This window comes from Cobetia crustatorum (assembly GCF_000591415.1).
Classification (GTDB): Bacteria; Pseudomonadota; Gammaproteobacteria; order Pseudomonadales; family Halomonadaceae; genus Cobetia; species Cobetia crustatorum.
In genome coordinates this window covers 1-20,045 of record NZ_JEMF01000102.1, presented here as the reverse complement: position 1 = coordinate 20,045, position 20,045 = coordinate 1, and the positions used below count along the sequence as shown (strand labels likewise).

Genomic DNA, 20,045 nt, shown 5'->3' with positions numbered 1-20,045 from the left:
TACCACTGAGCTAACGACCCTTGCGAAGCGGGGCGTAAGATACCGCCATTCCCGTGATGACGCAAGCCTTTCGCGAAAAAACTTCAAGCAAATGACCAGCTTGACCACGACTGACCGACGACTCACTCCCCCGCCCTTGGTATCTTTGGATACACGCAAGCCCGCGACAGGCGCGGCTTGCGTGGCATTGCGACATTCCAGCTCGGGCTTGAAGGGCCACGAGCAGAGCCAGTCGTGACTGCGGACGTGAAACGCCTATCAGCGCGGCTTGCGCGTACGCTGCGGTGGCTTCTTCATCGCGCGCACCGGACGACGCTTCTGCTTGTCGCGACTCCAGCGGTTCTGCTCATCCGGCGTCAATGCTGGCGCCTTGCGATGCTCAAGACCCGATAGGGTCGACAGTTCGTCGATCTCGCTCTGTTCCAGCTCCACCCACTCGCCAGCACGTGCGCGCTTGTCGAGGAAGATGGTGCCGTAGCGCACGCGCTTCAGACGGCTGACGGTCAGGCCCTGGGAGTCCCACAGACGGCGAACCTCACGATTGCGCCCTTCCATGATGACGACGTGGAACCAGCTATTGATGCCTTCGCCACCAAATTCCTGCACATCGGTGAAGCGTGCAGGTCCATCTTCCAGCATCACGCCGCTGACCATATTGACGACGTGCTCGCGCTTGACCTCACCCATGACACGTACGGCGTACTCACGCTCGACCTGCGTCGACGGGTGCATCAGGCGGTTGGCCAGTTCACCATCAGTGGTGAACAACAGCAGACCACTGGTATTGATATCGAGGCGGCCGATGGCGATCCAGCGCTCACCCTTCAATCGCGGCAAACGCTCGAAGACCGTACGACGACCTTCAGGGTCCTTGCGCGTGCACAGCTCACCTTCCGGCTTGTTGTACATGATGACGCGACGCGCACTTTCCTCAGCACCCTTGAGGTTCTGCGGGCGATCATCGAGGCTGACCTGATGGTTCGGCCCGATGCGATCACCCAGCTGGGCAACCTTGCCATTGACCTTGACGCGACCAGCACTGATCGCCGCTTCCATCTCACGTCGCGAGCCGAGACCGGAGCGTGCCAGCACCTTCTGTACCTTCTCGTCCTCAAGCAGCTTGTCGCCCTTGGCCTGCGGCGGCAACGGACGCAGCTCAGGCGCTTCTGCCACCGGCTTCTTGCCGACGTTGGCCTTGCTGCCGCGCGTGGACTTGCCCGTGTCACGTGACGGGCGAGCCGCCGCCTGTTCAGCACCTTCAGCAGCCTTGCTTGCAGCCGCTTTCGCGGTCGCGACCTTACCTGTAGCTGCTTTGCCTGTCCCCGTTTTGCCTGCAGCAACCTTGCCTGCTCCAGACTTGCCAGCAGCATCCTTGCCGGAACGGAACTTGCCTGCGGCATCTTTGGTACCAGCGGGCTTGCCGTTGCTCGGCTTGCTGGCTGCCGGACGAGAGGTCTTGCGCTTGTCGGAATCTGTCTTGCTCATGACATGAACCATTTCATCAATAGGAGTTTCGCTTACGCAGGGTCGTCATCATCGACGGTCCCGGCAGTGGAGGAGTCGTGCGGCTGCGTCTCCGCAGCGTCGTCATCCTCGTCTACACCGCGCAAACGTTGGCTGAGGCGCGCTTCGAGTGTGGCGAAGTCGAGACCCAAGCCTGTGGACGCCATCCCGGCGTGGTCTTCTTCCGCCTGCGTAGCGGAGGGTGTTGCAGCCGAGGGAAGCGAAGAGGCTTCAGGCACGCTTTCCAGCGCACGTATCCTGAGCGCCTCTTCAAGCTGCTCGGCAGTCACTTCCGGCGGCTGCCAATCATCAGGCACCGCCGTGGCCGTCGCGTCACCAGAGTGTGTGGGAGTATCCTCACCACCCTCATCCGGTTCCGCCACGGTGTCGTTATCCGTGGTCACACTGGCCGTCTTACCACCTGTGGCCTCGATACCGTCCATCTCAGCATCGTCTATCTCAGCACCGCCTGCATCACCGTCTGCATCACTACCGTCAGCCGCTTCCGGATCTTCCGGAAGCGGCAAGGTCTGTGAGGGCGGCACATCATACAGCTCTGCCTCAAGCTGTTCGAGTCCTTCGAAGCCTTTCAGTTCATGTACCGGCGGCAGCTCTTCAAGCGTCTTGAGTCCGAAGTCATCCAGGAACTGGCGTGTGGTGGCAAATACCGCCGGACGCCCCGGTACATCACGATGGCCGACTACCCGCACCCAGCCACGCTCGACCAGCGTGCGCATGATCGATGAGCTGACCGTCACGCCACGTACCTGCTCTATGTCACCACGCGTCACAGGCTGACGATAGGCCACCAGTGCCAGAGTCTCCAGCAAGGCACGCGAATAACGCTGCGGACGCTCTTCCCATAGCCGCGAGACCCAGGGGGAAAACTGCTGGCGAACACGCAACCGCCAGCCACTGGCCGTCTCGATCAGCTCCAAGGCACTGCTCTTGGGCAAGTGACGTTCGCCCAAGCGACCGAGTGCTTCACGTAGCGCCGGCTTGGTGGGACTCGTGTATTCATCGAACAGGCCCGCCATGCGGTCCAGCGTCAACGGCTCACCGGCCGCCAGCAACGCGGCTTCAATGATCTGGTCTAGAGGGGCATCGCGTTGACTCATGACGCCGCGTTCTCCTGCTCGTCGGATTGAGGGGGATAGGAGGAAGTGGCATCGCCGTGGGCATCATCGGACTGGGCTTCATCAGGTTGGACATCATCAAAGGCACCCTGCCCGGGGGCTACTTCATGTTCGTCACCGAATTCCTGCGCCAGCCAATCATCACCACCTTCGCCATCCGGTTCCGGCGTGCGAGCACGCACATGGATAGGTGACAGCGCCGCGTTCTGGACGATCTCGATCAGCGATTCCTTGGCCAGCTCCAGAATCGCCATGAAGCTGACGACAACACCGGCTCGGCCTTCTTCCAGCGTGAACAGCTTCTCGAATGGCGTGAAGTGATCGTGCGTCAGCAGATTCATGATGAGTAGCATGCGCTCGCGGGTCGACATCACCTCGCGGGAGATGGTGTGGGCCTGGACGAGGTCTGCCTGTCGTAGCAGGCCGGACAATGCGCCCAGCAGCTCCGAGAGATCAACCTCGGGATGCGCGATACGCGTTTCAAGCTCAGGAAGATCGGCCGTGGCGATGAACCAATCACGTCCCTGGCGCGGCATTTCGTCGAGCCCTTCGGCCGCCAGCTTGGTCTGTTCGTACTCCTGCAAGCGACGAATCAGCTCGGCCCGTGGATCTTCCTCGCCCTCTTCATCGTCCTGCCGCGGCTGTCGCGGCAGCAGACTGCGCGACTTTATTTCCGCCAGCATTGCGGCCATCAGCAGATACTCACCCGCCAGGTCGATCTGCATGGCGTGCATCAGTTCGACGTATTCGATGTACTGATGCGTGATGGCCGCGACATTGATGGCGAGGATATCGAGGTTCTGGCGACGGATGAGGTAGAGCAGCAGATCCAGCGGCCCTTCGAAGGTCTCGAGGAATACGCGCAGGGCCTCGGGCGGAATATAGAGGTCTTGCGGCATTTCCGTGAGAGCCGTGTCGTTGACGCGCGCCAGCACTGCCGAGGCCGCCGCAGGGGCAACGACGAGCGGTGCGGGCTGATGCCCATCGGTCAGGACAAAGCTTGCGCCATCGAGCAGGTCGCTCATGAAATCTCCTGCGAGGGGGCCTGAATCATTGACCCACGGGGACCCGCGACTGCGGGGGGACGGGCATTCTAGCGGCTCATGGCCCATCCCCCAAGCCATGATGTTGCCTATCACTAACCCCGCACATCAGAGCAGGGCTCGTGACAGACATGCGGGCAGTGGCTGCAGACTATCAACGGCGACACTGGCGCAAGCGTCAGCCCTCAACGATAGGTCAGGCCAATGACGCGCCTCAGCTCGTCGAGCGTATCTCGTACGGTGTCACGGGCACGCTCAGCGCCTTCCGTCATCAGTGTACGTACCTTGCCGTGATTGCCTTCCAACTCCTCGGCGCGTTCACGTATCGGGGCAAGCGTGGTATCGATGTGCTCGATCAGGCAGCCCTTGCACTCGAGGCACCCGATGGATGCCTCGCGGCATCCACTGGAGGCCCACTGAAGATCAGCGTCGGGTGTGAAGCTCTGATGAAGACTCCACAGCGGACAACGTTCAGGATCACCGGGATCACTACGCCGCACGCGCGCAGGGTCGGTGGGCATGTCGCGTATGCACGCCTCGATTTCACGACGATGCTACGCAGGAAGATGGCCTCATCACGCCCACCGCCACTGGCCTTCAGCTCCATGCCCAGCAGTGACGGCGTCTCGCTCTGCCAGTGTTCCGGCTCGCCGAGAATACGGCGACCCCCGCCTTCCAGATAGCCCAGCAGACGCTCCTGCTGATGACGGTTGAGCTTGTCCTGCTCAGCCAGCAGACCACGCGCGCGCTCGAAGGCATCCAGATCGCCTTCCTCCTGATAAGCCGTCAGCCAGTCGCGATACAGGCGGCCACTCTTCTTGCCAAGACGAGCAATGGCGCGCTCGGCCTGCTCTTCAAAGCCGGCATCACGGCCATAGCGATGATTGAAGCGCCGCGCGACCTCACGCGTGAACTCGACGTGCGCTCGCTGCTCCGGGCCGGCCGGCACCACTTCACCGCGCAATGCCAGAATATCCGCCGCCTGCATCAGAGGAGCCCCCAGCATGGCGAAGCTGGCACCCTGTTGCTCTCCAAGGCCTGCCACCATCTCGCGATAGCTGGGCAGGCGCTCCAGCCATGCTTTGGGCGTGACACTGCCCAGAATCATGTGGATGTCGGTCAGTTCTGGCACCCACGATTGGATGAACAGGGTCGCAAGCTTGGGATTGACGCCACAGGCGAGACAATCGATGACCATCGCCCAGCTGTACTGCTCGATCTCATGAGGCGTATGACCGCTGACCGCCAGTGCATTCCAGTCGGCGACCAGAAAGTAGGCATCGTGATGGTATTGCAGCTCGGTCCAGCGCCGGATCACTGCTTGATAGTGTCCGAGTTGCAGGTGTCCAGTGGGGCGTAAACCGGACACTAGCCTGGCCGAGGTATCGGTGGCACTCACCTTGTGAGTTCTCCCTGAAGCGTATGAGGCGGTCAGTCTATCAACCTCAAGCGCCGATCAGCAGCCCCGCGACGCCATGTCATTTGTCGCATACGCCTCCGCCAGCCATCATCCATCACCTGACAGGCCTGCGGGCGCCCGCCATGGAGCGTGAAACAGCCGCACTATCAGCCTGCCGCGATGCCTGTCCGGTAGCGGCCAGCGTAGTCAAATAGCTTGTCACGAATCTGCCAGTAGCGACCGCTCTTGCGGCCGATGACGAAGTCCGGCGCCTTGAGGCGCGCTTCACCCGCCAACACCTCGGCAATGTCCTGCGGCGCCCAGTCACTGCCCGGCGCACGCAGATGACGCGCCAGAAAACTGAGCCGGAAGGCATGGCGTTGTGGGGCGGTTTCCAGCGCAAACCATTCCGAGAGGTCAGTACCGTCCTCATCGAAGTAGGTGACCTTGAGGCGTGGCAAACCACGCCCGTTGCGCGCCTCCTCCAGCTGCCAACCGCTGACACGCAGCACCCGTGCATCACGCAGTTTGAGCGCATCACGCAGTTTGTCATCCGGGTCCACCAGCCGAGCCTGACAAGCATGGCAATGCCGCGCGGCAATGTCATTGGCCTCACCACACTGCGGACAGGCCTTGGCACGGTAGCGAAAATCACATTGCACCAACTTGATGGCCTTGACCGGCGAGCCATCGTTGCCTGGCTCAGCCTCGTGCCTAGCTCCGCTGCGCCCAGCAGTGCGGATGGCTCGACCAACCCCTGACAGCGTCGCCCGAAGTGCTCGATGACTAGATCACCGTCCTTGCGTCCCCAGAAGAGATTGGCGTTGCCACACACCGGACACTCAACCTGAACTGGTTCGGTGTCACCTGCCGGCTTGGGGGTCGCCACTTCCGGCGCGTAGAGATCCCAGGGGTTGCCCGCATAATCAAGGATCAGGCAGTCGGACTTGCCGGGGCTGAGGCGCAGGCCGCGACCGATGATCTGCTGATAAAGACTGACCGATTCCGTCGGTCGCAGGATGGCGATCAGATCGACATGCGGTGCATCAAAGCCCGTCGTCAGCACGGCTACATTGACCAGATACTTGAGCTGCTGCGCCTTGAACGCCGTAATCAACCGCTCACGTTCATCGCCGTGCGTGGTACCGGTAATCAATGCCGCCTCGCCTTCGGGCAGCAAGCCAGTCACTTCCTCAGCATGCTCGACGGTAGAACAGAACACCATCACGCCACGTCGCTCACGCGCCTGGGCGACGATATCCAACACGATGCCGGGTGTGGCGCGAGAGCCCTGCACCACCTCATTGAGCTCCTCTTCCTTGAAGCTGCCTGCACTGCCGGGCGCGAGCTGAGAAAAGTCGTAGCGCGCCACCGCGACATCGATACGCCGGGGCTCGCTCAGGAAGCCCTGACGCACCATCAATCGCAGTGGCTGCTCGAAGACGCAATCACGGAAGAAGCAGTCATCGTCACCGCGCACCATGCCGTGATAGTGGCGGTGATAGATGAACCCCTGCCCCAATCGAAAAGGAGTCGCGGTCAATCCCAATACCTTGAGGCGTGGGTTGCGTTCGCGCAGATGGGCAATCACCTTGCGGTAGCTGGCATCCTTCTCCATCGAGACACGATGACACTCGTCGATCACCAGCAGGGTAAACGCGGGCGCGTCAGGCGCGGGACTGAAGGCGTCAAGGTTACGCACCACGGACTGCACCGAACCGAAGACTACCTGCCTATTGGCCTGCTTGCGTTTGAGTCCGGCGCTGAAGATATCGGCTTCGAGTTCGTAAGACTCGTATTTGGCGTGGTTCTGCTCCACCAGCTCGCGCACATGCGCCAGTACCAGCACACGCCCACGCGCTATACGTGCCAGTTCAGCGATGACGAGCGACTTGCCGCTGCCGGTAGGCAGCACAATGACACCGGCCTCGTCACTGCCGCGAAAGTGCTCGACGGTGCGACGGACCGCCTCTTGCTGATAAGGACGCAGCTCAAACATGGCGCACCCGAACCACAGGGGCGTGCAGAGGACAGACAGAATTCATGACAGGAGCCACCGGATCAAGACTGGGGAGAAAGCGTGCCCATTATCCTGATCCTCCGCGATGGCCGCAAAGACAGGGGTGTGGGCAACCTGATCTGCTGACAAAGGCCAGCACAAGAAAACCCACACACACCATGACGCGCGCTATAAAAAGTGAGGCGTGCGCCCTTCCAGCTTGGCCGTGACGCACTCCATGTATTCTGCCTTGCCCAGCAGCCCCGACTGCAGCCTGGCCTCGAGCGCCAGTGCGTCAGCTTCCGAGGCCATCAGCGCCTCCGAGTAGAGTTGGGTGATGGCACGAATGGCATTGGGAGAGCGACCCGCAACCTGACGTGCAAGCGCCAATGCCTCCTCACGCGGATTGGAGACAATGCGCGTGACCAGCCCCGCTTCACACGCCTCGCGCGCGCCGACCTTGCGGCCACTCCAGCTCAATTCATGCAGCCAGTCACTGCGCACGCTGCGCGCAGTGACGCTGATACCCATGTCGGGAATGATGCCCCAGTCGATCTCGAGAATGGCAAGACGTGCTTCAGGGTCACACAAGCGAATATCCGCCCCAAGCGCGATCTGCAGCCCACCGCCGAAGACATTGCCCTGCACGGCAGCGATGACCGGCACACCGCTATCTCGCCAGCCCAGCGACAGTTGCTGCACGGTATTGCGCGTCGACGTACAGCCATTGGCACCCGCGACCAGCAATTGCGGCACGCGCACGGCATCACCCATGATGGCCGCCATGTCGAGCCCGGCACAGAAGCTGGCACCTTCTCCCGACAGCACGATGGCACGCAGACTGCCCTCCTCGACGCGTACTTTCAGCTCGGCCTGCACGCCCAATATGGCCTCGATCATCTGCCAATCCAGACCGTTATGCTTGTCAGGACGATTGAAACGCACATCGGCGACATGTTCGCAGATCTCGACGGTCACGCGACGCGAATCGGAACTGCTGGGGGCTTCACTCATGGCGGTCTCCTCGAATAGCGAACAAAGCGACGATCAGATATTGATCAAAAAGCAATACGGGCGGCCACTCCGCCCCTTGTCGACATGAGGTATCTGCCAGCGTACTTGGCAGATACCGCAATCTCAGGATCAGGATCAGTGTGGCCGCCCGTGACGAATTATAAAACGGTCGTTTGGTCGCAGATCAGACTATTCGCGCTTGGCGCCAGAGACCTCCGCCAACGAGCGTGGCTGGAAGCTTTCCGCCTGCGCCATGGCCCAGACACGACGATAGAAGGGATAGTCATCCGCATCACTGAGCAAGGCGCCAGGCGTCAAGAAAGGATGAAGGTGTGAGAACAGGCGGACTTCATTCTCCGAGACACGGTGCACCAGATGGTCCGGCGTTATCTGCCAAGGCGTGGAGAGACCAGCCGCCGAGAGAATTTCCGCCAGCGCATCCAGCGTGTTGTGATGGAAGTGACGGACCTGATCGGCCTTGTCCTCAACCACCAACGACTTCTGACGCAGATCATCCTGAGTGGCAATCCCGGTTGGGCACTTGTTGGTGTGGCAGCTCAACGACTGGATACAACCGAGGGCGAACATGTAGCCACGCGCCGCATTGACCCAGTCTGCGCCCAGCGCCAGCACACAGGCGATATCGAAGGCACTGATGATCTTGCCGCTGACCCCGATGCGTACCTCGTCACGCAAGCCAGCCCCTACCAGCGAGTTGTGCACGAACAGCAACCCTTCACGCAACGGGGTCCCGAGGTGGTCGGCGAACTCTGTCGGCGCAGCACCCGTCCCCCCTTCGCTGCCATCCACCACGATGAAGTCGGGCACGATCCCCGTTTCACACATCGCCTTGACGATGGCCATGAATTCCCATGGCTGACCAAGACACATCTTGAAACCCACCGGCTTGCCACCGGAAAGTTCACGAAGCTGATTGATGAATTCCAGCAACTCGAGGGGCGTGCAGAAGGCACTGTGGCTCGCGGGTGAAATACAGTCCTCTCCCATCGGAATGCCACGCGTCTCGGCAATCTCTTCGCTGATCTTGCTGGCAGGCAATACACCACCATGACCCGGCTTGGCGCCCTGACTGAGCTTGATCTCGATCATCTTGACCTGTGCATTGGCCGCCTGCCGGGAGAACTTCTCGGCATCAAAGCCGCCCTTCTCGTTACGACAACCGAAATAGCCGCTGCCCAGCTCCCAGATCAAATCCCCCCCGAACTCACGGTGATAAGGACTGATGCTGCCTTCGCCAGTGTCGTGAGCAAAGCCACCCAGCATCGCGCCCTTGTTGAGCGCACGAATGGCATTGGCACTCAGCGAACCGAAGCTCATCGCCGAGATATTGAACAGTGAGCTACTGTACGGCTGGGCACATTGGGCGTTGCCGATAGTCAGACGGAAGCCCTTCGTGTCCGGCACGTCGGAAGTCTGCATGGAGTGGCCGATGAACTCATAGCTGTCGGAGTAGACATCGAGCAGTGTTCCGAAGGGCTGGGAGGAATTGCGCTGGCGACCGCGCGCATAGACCAACTCGCGCTGCTTGTGGGAGAACGGCAGCTGATCGGTATCCGATTCGAACAGGTACTGACGCATCTCCGGACGTAGCGCCTTGAACAGATAGCGCATGTTGCCGATGACCGGATAGTTGCGACGCACCGCGTAGTCCGCCTGCTGAAGATCATTGATGCCGACGGCCACCAGAAATGCCATTAGCAGCGTGAAGGGCCACATCCAAGCCGTCATCAGTGCCAGTGGCAGACCCACGATCAGACCGAGAATACAGAGGCCAAATACGCTATAGCGCGGTAACAGCGACCATTTCAATTTCATCAAACTTTCCTTTGCCAGCGAGCTGCAATATCAGGGCAGCGGTAAGGCAGCAATGTCAGGGCTGCGATTGAGGTGTTGTGTGTGGTGATACGCCAGAAGACCTGCAATGGACGCGTTGCCACATCTGGAGGCGCCATCATCGGGAAAGCCAGTCATGGGGACCAGCCATGCGATACAGGGGCATCCATATGGCATCAGACTGCATCATGACAAGGCACCTGTCTCCACCATGCGCAGAACATGGCGTTGAACTCTCGGTACCGACTTCCGGCCGTACGGCAAGATCGTCAGCATCATGACGCAGAACGCCCCCATGGAATCAACCATGAGGGCGTTCTTCATGCCGTCATCAGACCTGCATGATCACTTGCGAGATCAATCGACCCAGCGACGTGCATTGCGGAACATGCGTAACCAGGCACCGTCTTGCGTCCAGTCATCCGGGCGCCATGAGTTGGTGACGGCACGCGCCACCCGCTCAGGGTGCGGCATCATGATGGTGACACGCCCGTCGTCAGTGGTGAGGCCGGTGATACCGGACGGCGAACCGTTCGGATTGGCCGGATAGCGCGTGGTGGTCTGGCCGTAGTTGTCCACGTAGCGCAATGCGACCTGACCACTGCCCTGCATCTTGCGCAGGTGAGCGCTATCGCGGAATTCGGCACGTCCTTCACCATGCGCGATGGCGATCGGCAGACGCGAGCCTTCCATGCCGGAGAGGAACAATGAGGCACTCTTCTCGACTTCGACCATCGCCACACGCGCTTCAAACTGCTCAGATTTGTTACGCACGAACCGCGGCCATGCCTCGGCACCCGGTATCAGCTCCTTGAGCTGGGAGAGCATCTGGCAACCGTTGCAGACACCCAGTGCGAAGCTGTCATCACGCGTGAAGAAGCGCTCGAACTGCTCGCGGGCACGGGCGTTGAACAGCACCGATTTCGCCCAGCCACCACCAGCGCCAAGTACGTCACCGTAGGAGAAGCCACCGCAGGAGACCAGACCGCGCATCGTCTCCAGATCCACACGACCGGAGAGGATGTCGCTCATATGGACATCGACTGACTCGAAGCCGGCACGATCAAATGCCGCTGCCATTTCAAGCTGACCATTGACACCCTGCTCACGCAGAATCGCCATGCGCGGACGTACGCCAAGGTTCAGATACGGCGCAGTGATATCGTCGTTGACGTCGAAGGTGATCTGAGCCGACAGGCCCGGATCACGCACGTCATTGATGGACTCGAATTCGCTCTTGGCGCAATCGGCGTTGTCACGCGCGGCCTGCATGCGATAGCTGGTCTCGGCCCACAGGCGCTCGGCGCTGGCACGCGTGGTGGAGAGCAGCGTCTGACCCAGCAGCGTGATGTTGATCTGCTCATCGCCGCGCGGCGTGGCGATCACGCCACTGTGTGCAAGGCCAGCAGCCTTGAGCTCGGCAAGGATGGCTTCAGTGTGCTCACGACGCACCTGAACCACAGCACCCAACTCTTCAGCGAACAGCGCACCTGTGGCCTGGCCCGGTTCGGCAGCCGTCCAATCGAGGTTGATGTCGAGACCGACACGACCCGCAAAGGACATTTCCATCAGCGTGGTCAGCAGACCGCCATCACTGCGATCGTGATAGGCCAGCAGCTTGCCATCGGCATTGAGACGCTGGATGGCATCGAAAAAGGCCTTGAGATCTTCTGGATGCGCCAGGTCCGGCGCTTCATTACCTACCTGACCATAGACCTGAGCCAATGCAGAACCACCGAGACGGTGAGCACCGTGGCCAAGATCGATCAGGATCAGATCCGTCTCCAGCACTTCATCACCCAGAGTACGACGCAACTGCGGGGTCAGCGTCCGCAGAGCATCCGTCACCGGCGCGAAGCCTGTCATCACCAACGACAGCGGCGAGGTGATGGACTTGTCTTCGCCGTTTTCATCCTGCCACGCGGTACGCATGGACATGGAGTCCTTGCCGACCGGGATGGTCAGATCCAATGCTGGGCACAGTTCCATGCCGACAGCATGTACGGCATCAAACAACGCCTGATTCTCACCGACGTGGTCAGCCGCGCTCATCCAGTTGGCCGAGAGCTTGACGTCAGAGAGCTTGGCAATCGGGGCAGCCGCGAGATTGGTGATGACCTCGGCCACCGCCAGACGCGCAGAGGCCGCTGGAGAGATCAGCGCGACAGGTGTGCGCTCTCCCATGGCCATGCTTCGCCGACGTGACTGTCCAGCGAGCTAGTGGTGACAGCGCAGTCAGCCACAGGCACCTGCCACGGGCCGACCATCTGATCGCGGGCGACCATGCCAGTGATCGAGCGATCACCGATGGTGATCAGGAATTTCTTGGAGGCCACGGTCGGCAGCTGCAGTACGCGTGTCATCGCTTCGCGCAGATCGAGGTTATCCAGCCCCAGCGCCGGCAGTTCCAGCGACTGACGCTCGAAGCTGCGTGACATCTTGGGTGCCTTGCCGAACAGCACATCCATCGGCAAATCGACCGGACGCGTATTGAAGTGACCATCCTCGACGATCAGTTCGTGTTCTTCCAGTGCTTCGCCGACGACGGCATACAGGCAGCGCTCACGCTCGCACAGCGCTTCGAAGGTGGCGAGATTTTCCGGCGCCACCGCCAATACGTAACGTTCCTGAGACTCGTTGCACCAGATTTCCAGCGGACTCATGCTGGATTCAGCACTCGGCACGGCACGCAGATCGAACAGACCGCCACGTCCACCGTCCTTGACCAGCTCCGGCAGCGCGTTGGAGAGACCGCCCGCGCCCACATCGTGGATGAAGCAGATCGGATTGTTGTCGTCCAACGCCCAGCAGCGGTCGATGACTTCCTGCACGCGACGCTCCATTTCAGCGTTATCACGCTGCACGGAGGCAAAATCGAGATCTTCGCTGGAGCTGCCGGAAGCCATGGAGGAAGCGGCACCGCCCCCGAGGCCGATCAGCATCGCAGGGCCACCCATCACGATCAGCTTGGCGCCCACCGGGATATCACCCTTCTCGACGTGCTGGCTACGAATGTTGCCGTAACCGCCGGCGAGCATGATCGGCTTGTGATAGCCGCGACGCTCGATACCACCGGCGCCGAAGGCATCCTGCTCATAGGTACGGAAGTAGCCATTGAGGTTGGGACGACCAAATTCGTTGTTGAAGGCGGCACCACCGATCGGTCCTTCAAGCATGATGTCGTAGGCCGTCTTGATACGCTCCGGCTTGCCGTAATCCTGCTCCCACGGCTGTTCGAAGCCCGGAATGCGCAGATTGGAGACGCTGAAACCGGTCAGGCCTGCTTTCGGCTTGGAACCGACGCCGGTCGCACCTTCATCACGAATCTCGCCACCGGCACCGGTCGCCGCACCCGGATACGGCGCAATGGCCGTCGGGTGGTTGTGCGTCTCGACCTTCATCAGGATGTTGATCGGTTCCTGGTGATAGGTGTAGACGTGGTCTTCACCGACCGGGAAGTAACGCCCAGCTGTCAGGCCAGACATGACCGCCGCGTTGTCGCTATAGGCCGAAAGCACGCCATCCGGGTGATGCTGATAGGTGTTCTTGATCATCTTGAACAGTGAATGCGTCTGCGCTTCACCGTCGATGGTCCAGTCAGCATTGAAGATCTTGTGACGGCAATGCTCGGAATTGGCCTGAGCAAACATCATCAACTCGATATCGGCCGGATTGCGTCCCAGATTCTTGAACGCCTCTACCAGATAGTCGATCTCGTCTTCTGCCAGCGCCAGGCCCAGAACATCGTTGGCCTTGGCCAGTGCATCGCGCCCGCCGCCGAGAATATCGACGTGAGCCAGCTTGCCGGGAGGCTGATGCTGGAAGAGGCGCGCCGCATCCTGAGTGCGCGTCAGCACGGTCTCGGTCATGCGGTCATGCAACTGCGAGGCAAGCGTCGCGAATAGCTCTTCGCTGAGCGGAGACGCGAGCTTGATACGGTAGGCAATGCCACGCTCAAGGCGGCGCACTTGCGGGAGACCGCAGTTGGCGGCGATATCGGTGGCCTTGGAAGACCACGGAGACAGCGTGCCGAGGCGGGGAATGACGAGGAAGAGATGGCCTTCCAAAGCACTCTCCTCACGGCTGGGGCCGTAATCCAGCAGGCGCTCCAGCGTTGTCCGATCGATACTGCTCAGTTCACCATCGACCTCGGCCAGGTGCAGGTACTCGGCATGAAGGGATTCCACCTCCGGCACTAGCTCGCGTAACACAGCTAGTAAACGGGAGTGACGGAAGGCGGAAAGGGCAGGCGCGCCTCGCAGTTCGAGCATGGTCAGGGAAAGCCTCTGAAGCAGCGTGAACGGACAACCGCCGAGCGGCGGCAGCAAGCGCATATCATACGTGAAAGGCGAGCGTGAACGAAGCCCGTCCGCCTTTCACGTATGATATCCGTTGGATGACAGTGTGCTGAGCTGCCGGTATGGTGGAAGCCCTGCCGCGAATGATGCTGACGCATGCTCAAGACCTCGCTCTCCCCTCTCATAAAGCTTGTGCGGCAACTGCTGCGCCATGCACGCTGGCTCACCCTCGTCACGGTAGCAGCGCTGATCCTGCTCATGCCCGAGCGTACTCTGATTAATCTGCCCACCACACTTGATGAGATTCGTGCGCGCGATTTTCTACAGGTGGTTACCCGTAATACGCCCACGACCTATTATCGAGGCCGCCAGGGTCCTACCGGGTTTGAATACGAGCTGGCACGTGATTTCGCCGACTATCTCGGCGTCAGCTTGTCGATGGACGCAGAACACAACATTCAGAGCCTCACGAAAAGTGTGCAAAGCGGCCAGGCTGACTTCGCTGCTGCCACCCTGCCGCTGGATCTTTCCGAGCAGGACCTGCGTTTCTCACGCCCCATTCTCGAGCTACAAGCGATGGTGGTCTACCGCCGTGGAATGACACCTCCCAAGCAACTAAAAGATCTGATAGGCAAACGCATCGGCGCAATCAAGGGTGCCGGTACCAGTCTGATTCTGCGCGAGCTACAACAGGAAACTCCTGAGCTCAGTTGGCAAGAAACCAGCGAATTGGAAGTGGCGGACCTCCTTCAGCGCATTGAGGATGGCAGTCTTGATGCCGCTGTTGTCTATGCCCATCAGTTCAAACTCAATCGTCTGTTCTTCCCCAATGTGGAAAACGGCTTCAGCCTGGGCGACCCGCTGACACTGGCGTGGGCATTTCCTGCTCATGGCGATATTTCATTGCTGACGGCGGCGAATGATTTTCTCGAGACGCGCAGTCAGGACGGCACGCTTGATAAGTTGGTGGAGCGTTACTTTGGCCACGATGATTATCTAGAGTATGTGGGGGCACGCACCTTCATTCGTCAGGCGCGCGATCGCTTACCTCGCTATATCGATACTTTCAAACAGGCAGCACGAGATACTGGAATCGACTGGAAGCTGCTGGCTGCCCTCGGGTACCAGGAGTCTCATTGGAAACCTCGCGCGACCTCTCCTACTGGAGTACGAGGCCTGATGATGCTGACGAATGCCACTGCTCGTGAAATGAATGTAGCCAACCGTTTGGACCCCGTTCAGAGCATCGATGGCGGATCACGCTATCTTGTGAGTATAAAGGGCCGGCTACCCGAGGCGATAAAGGAGCCAGACCGGACCTGGATGACGATGGCTGCTTATAATGTCGGCCTAGGACATTTGTATGACGCCAGGCGTATCGTGAAGATGAAAGGTGGTGATCAGAATCGCTGGAAGGATGTACGCGAAGCCCTGCCGCTACTGCAGAATCGCGAGTGGTACCAGAAGGTGCGTTATGGGTATGCTCGTGGTGGAGAACCCGTCATCTATGTACGCAACATTCGTAGATATTATGAAATACTGAATTATGTTTACCGTAGCCAGCAGCAGTTTTATCAGCTGGATGAGCGACAAAGTACGGATAATCAGGGGGACGAGAACCCCTTCGATACGATCCCCCCGATTCTCTGACAAACAGAAAGCGGGGCATTAGATCTACGGTGCTCAGGATGATACGCAACGCATCAAGAGCCTCTAAGGACAGGGAATGACACGTAGACTCATCTTGATGTTCCTCAGTCTGCTCGCCCTTGGCATCGCCTTGTTGGGCTTGTGGCCTCATGCAGGGCATGAGGCCAATGCATTGCTGTTGCTAATGCTAACGCTGCAGGCGGCAGGGCAAGCTGCATGGCACTGGCGCAACCTGCTTCTGAGTCAGCTGTTTTTGGGCCTCTCGCTGCTAATCAATCTACTGATCACTTGTACCTTCCTGCTGCCGGAAAGCTGGGTGGGCGTTGATCACTGGGGAGCGCTGCTGGCTTCCTTGCCGGGTGATTGGCACATTGCCAATATCCGCCCACCGATATTGATGCTGTTAGCATGTCTCGGACTGAACTGCTCAGCGCTTCTCCGCCTACGCCTGGGTCTGGGATCAGCCATTCAGTTGGCCCAAATCTCGTTGCTAATGATATTCGCGATTGCCGCTGATCCTAGTCTATCTGTGGCTAGCATGTCCCTCGCTGGCTTTGAGCGAATGACACTCCTTTCCTTCATTGGCTTACTATTATTAGCCCAGTGGGCTGATCTGCTACCTGCACTGACTCAAATGTGGCGACGCAACGTCCTGCCTTTGATCATCTCCACCATGCTCACGTTTATTTGCCTGTTGGCGTGGCAACAGCAAAGCCAAGATGAAAACAATCGTATCAATCAAGCAACCTATGTACTGGGAGACAAGATTGCGACTCAGCTGTCGCGAGAGATAAATGACCAACTCAATGCCATGCGTCGCTTTGCCGGCTTCTGGAGTCTAATGGGCCAAACTCCTACCGGGGGGGAGTGGCAACGCTTGGCGAGAAGTTATTACAAGGATTTCGATTACTTCCAGAATATTGCCTTCATCGATCCCGACAGTGTGGTCACACGAGTCTTCCCTGATAAAGCCGGAAATCATGATGTCCTCGGCATACGCCTTTTTGATACGCAACCAGATACTCCTCTGCGTAATCCTCTAGAGTTAGGTATCGAGGGACATACCGGCATTATTGATCTGCTACAGGGGGGCAAGGGAATGGTCTCTTACCTGCCGGTACGTAACACTCGTGATGGCAGCATACTTGGTGCCATTGCCATGGTGGTCAACCTGGAACCACTACTCGATAAAGCATTGAATTCGGCACGTAATGAGGCATTCGCGATCACCCTATCAGAGCGCGGCAGTATTTATATCCACGTTGGTCCGGAAAGCCGACTGGCACCTTGGGGGCACAGAATACCCATTGAGCTGCCGGCAACCGATCTGACACTCGGTCTACAGCCAACACAACAGTACCTCGCAGCAAGCCGAGGCAGACTCCCGGAAGTGACGTTACTGACGGGCATCATGCTGGCCTACCTGCTATTCCTCGTCATCTACATGTATCGGCGCGTTTCTCAGGAACACGGCATCGTCAAGAACGCCAATGATGCGCTCAAGGAAGAGATGGTGCGCAGGGAACGCCTGCAGAAGGAGATCCAATGGCTGGCTCGTCATGACGAGCTAACCCAGCTGCCAAATCGACGCTATTTCCTGGAGCAGGTGCAAAGCTTCAGTGGCAAGATGCCACTAACAGTCATGATTCTGGATATCGACTTCTTCAAATCGATCAATGACAAGCTGGGCCATCTGGAAGGCGATCGCTATCTACAGAAAATAGCAGCTGTCTCACGTGCACCGGTAGAAGCCGCTGGCGGTATTCTGGCGCGCTTCGGTGGTGAGGAATTCGTGGTGTGCATACCGGAGTGCCCTCGCGCAGTAGGGCGGACACTTGCGGAAGAATTGAGGCGTGCCGTTCAGGGCGCCGGCCTGCCACAGCCCGCAACCGATAGCGTAGTGACAGTATCGGTTGGTATGGCCTGTGTAGCGCGGGCTCCCTTGAGACTTGAGGCACTTTTACAAGCAGCAGATGAAGCCCTATACCGCGCCAAGTCCAGTGGTCGCAATCAGGTGCAGGTCGCGGCCTGATTACCAAACCTACGTCTCATCAATCGCCCTTCTCACAGAAAGCCTGCCACCGCGATCACTCCGACGAGGCGGCACGACGCTCAGCGAAGAACTGCTTCAATAGACGCTTTGCCTGCACTGCCAGCAAGCCACCTTCCACTTGAACATGATGGTTATGCCAAGGCTGTGCGAACAGATTGGCTTTGGACTCAACCATACCTGTCTTCGGCTCAGCTGCGCCGTAGACTATTCGCATAAGCCGAGCATGAATCAGAGCGCCACTACACATCATGCAAGGCTCGAGCGTCACATACAGCGTGCAGCCATCCAATCGATAATTGCCAATATGGGCAGCTGCAGCGCGTAAAGCCTGCACCTCTGCATGCGCTGTCGGATCTGGAGTGCTCAACACGGTATTATAGCCACTCCCAATGATCTCGCCTTGTGGATCTACCACCACGGCACCAACCGGAACTTCGCCTGCTTCAAAAGCCAGGCGAGCCTGATCCAGTGCTCGATGCATGTAGTAATGATCGTTACGCGCGCCTGCGGGCACTGGCTGTATGACTGCCAACTCGTCGTCCACCACTATTCTCCGGTATCCTGAGGTCATGCTTGCAGGAGCCATGATAACGACTTGCGCCATCGGGTTCTCCCTTGCGCCTCTATCCACATCACCCTGCAGACAATCATCTACCCGATTCACCGTAAAAGGATGCATACATGACCCGCACTGCTGCTTCGCCTCTTGAGGCATTGGTTACACTATTGGGTCTGGAGACTCTGGAGGAGAACCTCTTCCGTGGCCATAGTCAGGATCTTGGCTTTCCTCAATTGTTTGGCGGGCAGGTACTGGGGCAGGCATTATCAGCCGCAACCCACACCGTACCGGTCGAGCGCCAAGTGCATTCGCTACATGGCTACTTCCTGCGCCCGGGAGATGCCAGCAAGCCCGTTGTCTATCAAGTAGATAATGTCCGCGATGGTGGCAGCTTCACGACCCGTCGCATCAGTGCCATCCAGAACGGCAAGACCATCTTCTTTTGCAGCGCCTCCTTCCATGGCCGAGAAGAAGGGTTTGAGCATCAGCAAGCCATGCCAGTGGGAGAAAGTCCCGAGCAACTGATTGAGCAAGGGGCAAAGATTGAGCGCTACGATGGCCATCCCATAGAATTTCTCCGCCTCAAACCACCGGAATCTTCAGTAACCGTCGAAGGACAGGTAGCCCCTCCGCGTCAGCGACTGTGGTTTCGACTGGCAGGAGAGCTGCCGGAAGATAATGCACTACATCGTTATCTACTGACCTACAGCTCTGACTTCAATCTGCTGGCAACAGGACTGGGCGGGCACGGCGTACGCTTCGGCTCCCCTGAGCTTCAGATGGCAAGTCTCGATCATTCTCTGTGGTTCCATCGTGATGTCCGCGTCAATGACTGGCTGCTTTACGAGATGGATAGCCCTTGGGCAGGCGGAGCACGCAGCTTTGCCCGCGGCAGCATTTATAACAGACAAGGGGAGTTGGTTGCCTCCAGCGCCCAGGAAGGCCTGACACGACTGCGCCAAACGCCCTGAAAGACTTTGTAACGATAGAACGAGACCACAAACGGCCCTCCTGGAGTAACTCCACGGGAGGGCCGTTGTTCCTCAACACGGCATCATTTCAGCGCTGTACGGACTCGCGTGCAATTTTGATCACGATATTTCTGTTTATAGTCATTACGACGAGATTGCCATCCTCGCATCTCGCTTGAAGAGCCGCCTCCGCGCCGCATCGCAGTATAGTGTTGAATCTTGTTCTTGATAACCTGGCATCGTGCAACCTGTGCCTCGCGATCACCAGCCATAGCCTGCTCAGACAGCAATAGACTCAATGATAGAATACCGACCAGCATGATTGGCAGTAAGATCTGATGATTCATTGAATCCACCTGCCGAGCTTTTACCAAGAATGTCACCTCACGCCTCCTTGCGCCTCTTCACTATTGCTCGCTATAACACTACACCCTTCCACCATGGGCTCCCTCCTTAGAAGGTATCCTCTCTTGCCGTGTGACGCTTTCACGAAATGGTCCCTGCCAATCATCAATACGCTATATCTTTCTCTGCCATAAACACTAGAACGCAAACCGCCCCTATCG

12 protein-coding genes and 2 pseudogenes are annotated in these 20,045 nt (G+C 58.8%); 3 read left to right on the top strand and 11 right to left on the bottom strand.

What is annotated here, in order from left to right:
- Positions 1 to 258 precede the first annotated feature (258 nt).
- The 9 genes and pseudogenes from rluB to purL all read right to left on the bottom strand — a co-directional run bounded on the left by rluB (position 259) and on the right by purL (position 14,219).
- Positions 259 to 1,119, bottom strand: a complete 861-nt coding sequence (rluB, locus tag BF12_RS20690; RefSeq protein ID WP_035160452.1) for a 23S rRNA pseudouridine(2605) synthase RluB — start codon at positions 1,117 to 1,119, stop codon at positions 259 to 261.
- A gap of 398 nt (positions 1,120 to 1,517) precedes the next feature.
- Positions 1,518 to 2,621, bottom strand: coding sequence for an SMC-Scp complex subunit ScpB (gene scpB, locus BF12_RS23725; RefSeq protein WP_024953200.1), 1,104 nt, complete (start codon positions 2,619 to 2,621; stop codon positions 1,518 to 1,520).
- Positions 2,618 to 3,664: a segregation and condensation protein A gene (locus tag BF12_RS0116380; RefSeq protein WP_084488180.1), complete on the bottom strand. Its 1,047-nt coding sequence runs from the start codon at positions 3,662 to 3,664 to the stop codon at positions 2,618 to 2,620. The genes scpB and BF12_RS0116380 overlap by 4 nt, the downstream gene beginning before the upstream one ends.
- Positions 3,665 to 4,037: 373 nt before the next feature.
- Positions 4,038 to 5,081 carry a nucleotidyl transferase family protein gene (locus BF12_RS20685; protein ID WP_211242477.1) on the bottom strand — a complete coding sequence of 348 codons (1,044 nt, stop codon included), beginning with the start codon at positions 5,079 to 5,081 and terminating at the stop codon, positions 4,038 to 4,040.
- Positions 5,082 to 5,248: 167 nt separating this feature from the next.
- Positions 5,249 to 5,593, bottom strand: a complete 345-nt coding sequence (locus BF12_RS23760; RefSeq protein ID WP_500778381.1) for a hypothetical protein — start codon at positions 5,591 to 5,593, stop codon at positions 5,249 to 5,251.
- 287 nt (positions 5,594 to 5,880) lie between these two features.
- Positions 5,881 to 7,080, bottom strand: a pseudogene (locus BF12_RS20680) (DEAD/DEAH box helicase); the annotation flags it as partial.
- 189 nt (positions 7,081 to 7,269) lie between these two features.
- On the bottom strand, positions 7,270 to 8,094 hold the full coding sequence (locus BF12_RS0116360; protein ID WP_024953196.1) for a crotonase/enoyl-CoA hydratase family protein: 825 nt from the start codon (positions 8,092 to 8,094) through the stop codon (positions 7,270 to 7,272).
- Between the two features lie 189 nt (positions 8,095 to 8,283).
- A complete protein-coding gene (locus BF12_RS0116355) occupies positions 8,284 to 9,930 on the bottom strand; it encodes an FMN-binding glutamate synthase family protein (protein ID WP_035160445.1) in 1,647 nt (548 codons plus the stop codon).
- A gap of 375 nt (positions 9,931 to 10,305) precedes the next feature.
- Positions 10,306 to 14,219: pseudogene (gene purL, locus BF12_RS20675) on the bottom strand (phosphoribosylformylglycinamidine synthase).
- Between the two features lie 183 nt (positions 14,220 to 14,402).
- Here purL and mltF point away from each other — a divergent pair.
- Both mltF and BF12_RS21345 read left to right on the top strand, forming a co-directional pair.
- Positions 14,403 to 15,896 (top strand): membrane-bound lytic murein transglycosylase MltF, encoded by a 1,494-nt coding sequence (gene mltF / locus BF12_RS0116345; protein WP_024953194.1) that lies wholly within the window; start codon positions 14,403 to 14,405, stop codon positions 15,894 to 15,896.
- A gap of 76 nt (positions 15,897 to 15,972) precedes the next feature.
- Positions 15,973 to 17,928 carry a GGDEF domain-containing protein gene (locus tag BF12_RS21345; RefSeq protein ID WP_024953193.1) on the top strand — a complete coding sequence of 652 codons (1,956 nt, stop codon included), beginning with the start codon at positions 15,973 to 15,975 and terminating at the stop codon, positions 17,926 to 17,928.
- A 55-nt stretch (positions 17,929 to 17,983) separates the two neighbouring features.
- On the opposite strand, the gene tadA is transcribed toward BF12_RS21345, so the two are convergent.
- Positions 17,984 to 18,553, bottom strand: a complete 570-nt coding sequence (gene tadA / locus BF12_RS0116335) for a tRNA adenosine(34) deaminase TadA (RefSeq protein WP_281284682.1) — start codon at positions 18,551 to 18,553, stop codon at positions 17,984 to 17,986.
- 77 nt (positions 18,554 to 18,630) lie between these two features.
- On the opposite strand from tadA, the gene BF12_RS0116330 reads away from it, so the two are divergent.
- Complete coding sequence (locus tag BF12_RS0116330; protein ID WP_024953191.1) at positions 18,631 to 19,479, top strand: acyl-CoA thioesterase; 849 nt, start codon at positions 18,631 to 18,633, stop codon at positions 19,477 to 19,479.
- Between the two features lie 83 nt (positions 19,480 to 19,562).
- On the opposite strand, the gene BF12_RS0116325 is transcribed toward BF12_RS0116330, so the two are convergent.
- Entirely contained in the window at positions 19,563 to 19,862 is a 300-nt protein-coding gene (locus BF12_RS0116325) for a hypothetical protein (protein ID WP_141103672.1), read from the bottom strand.
- Positions 19,863 to 20,045: the final 183 nt, after the last annotated feature.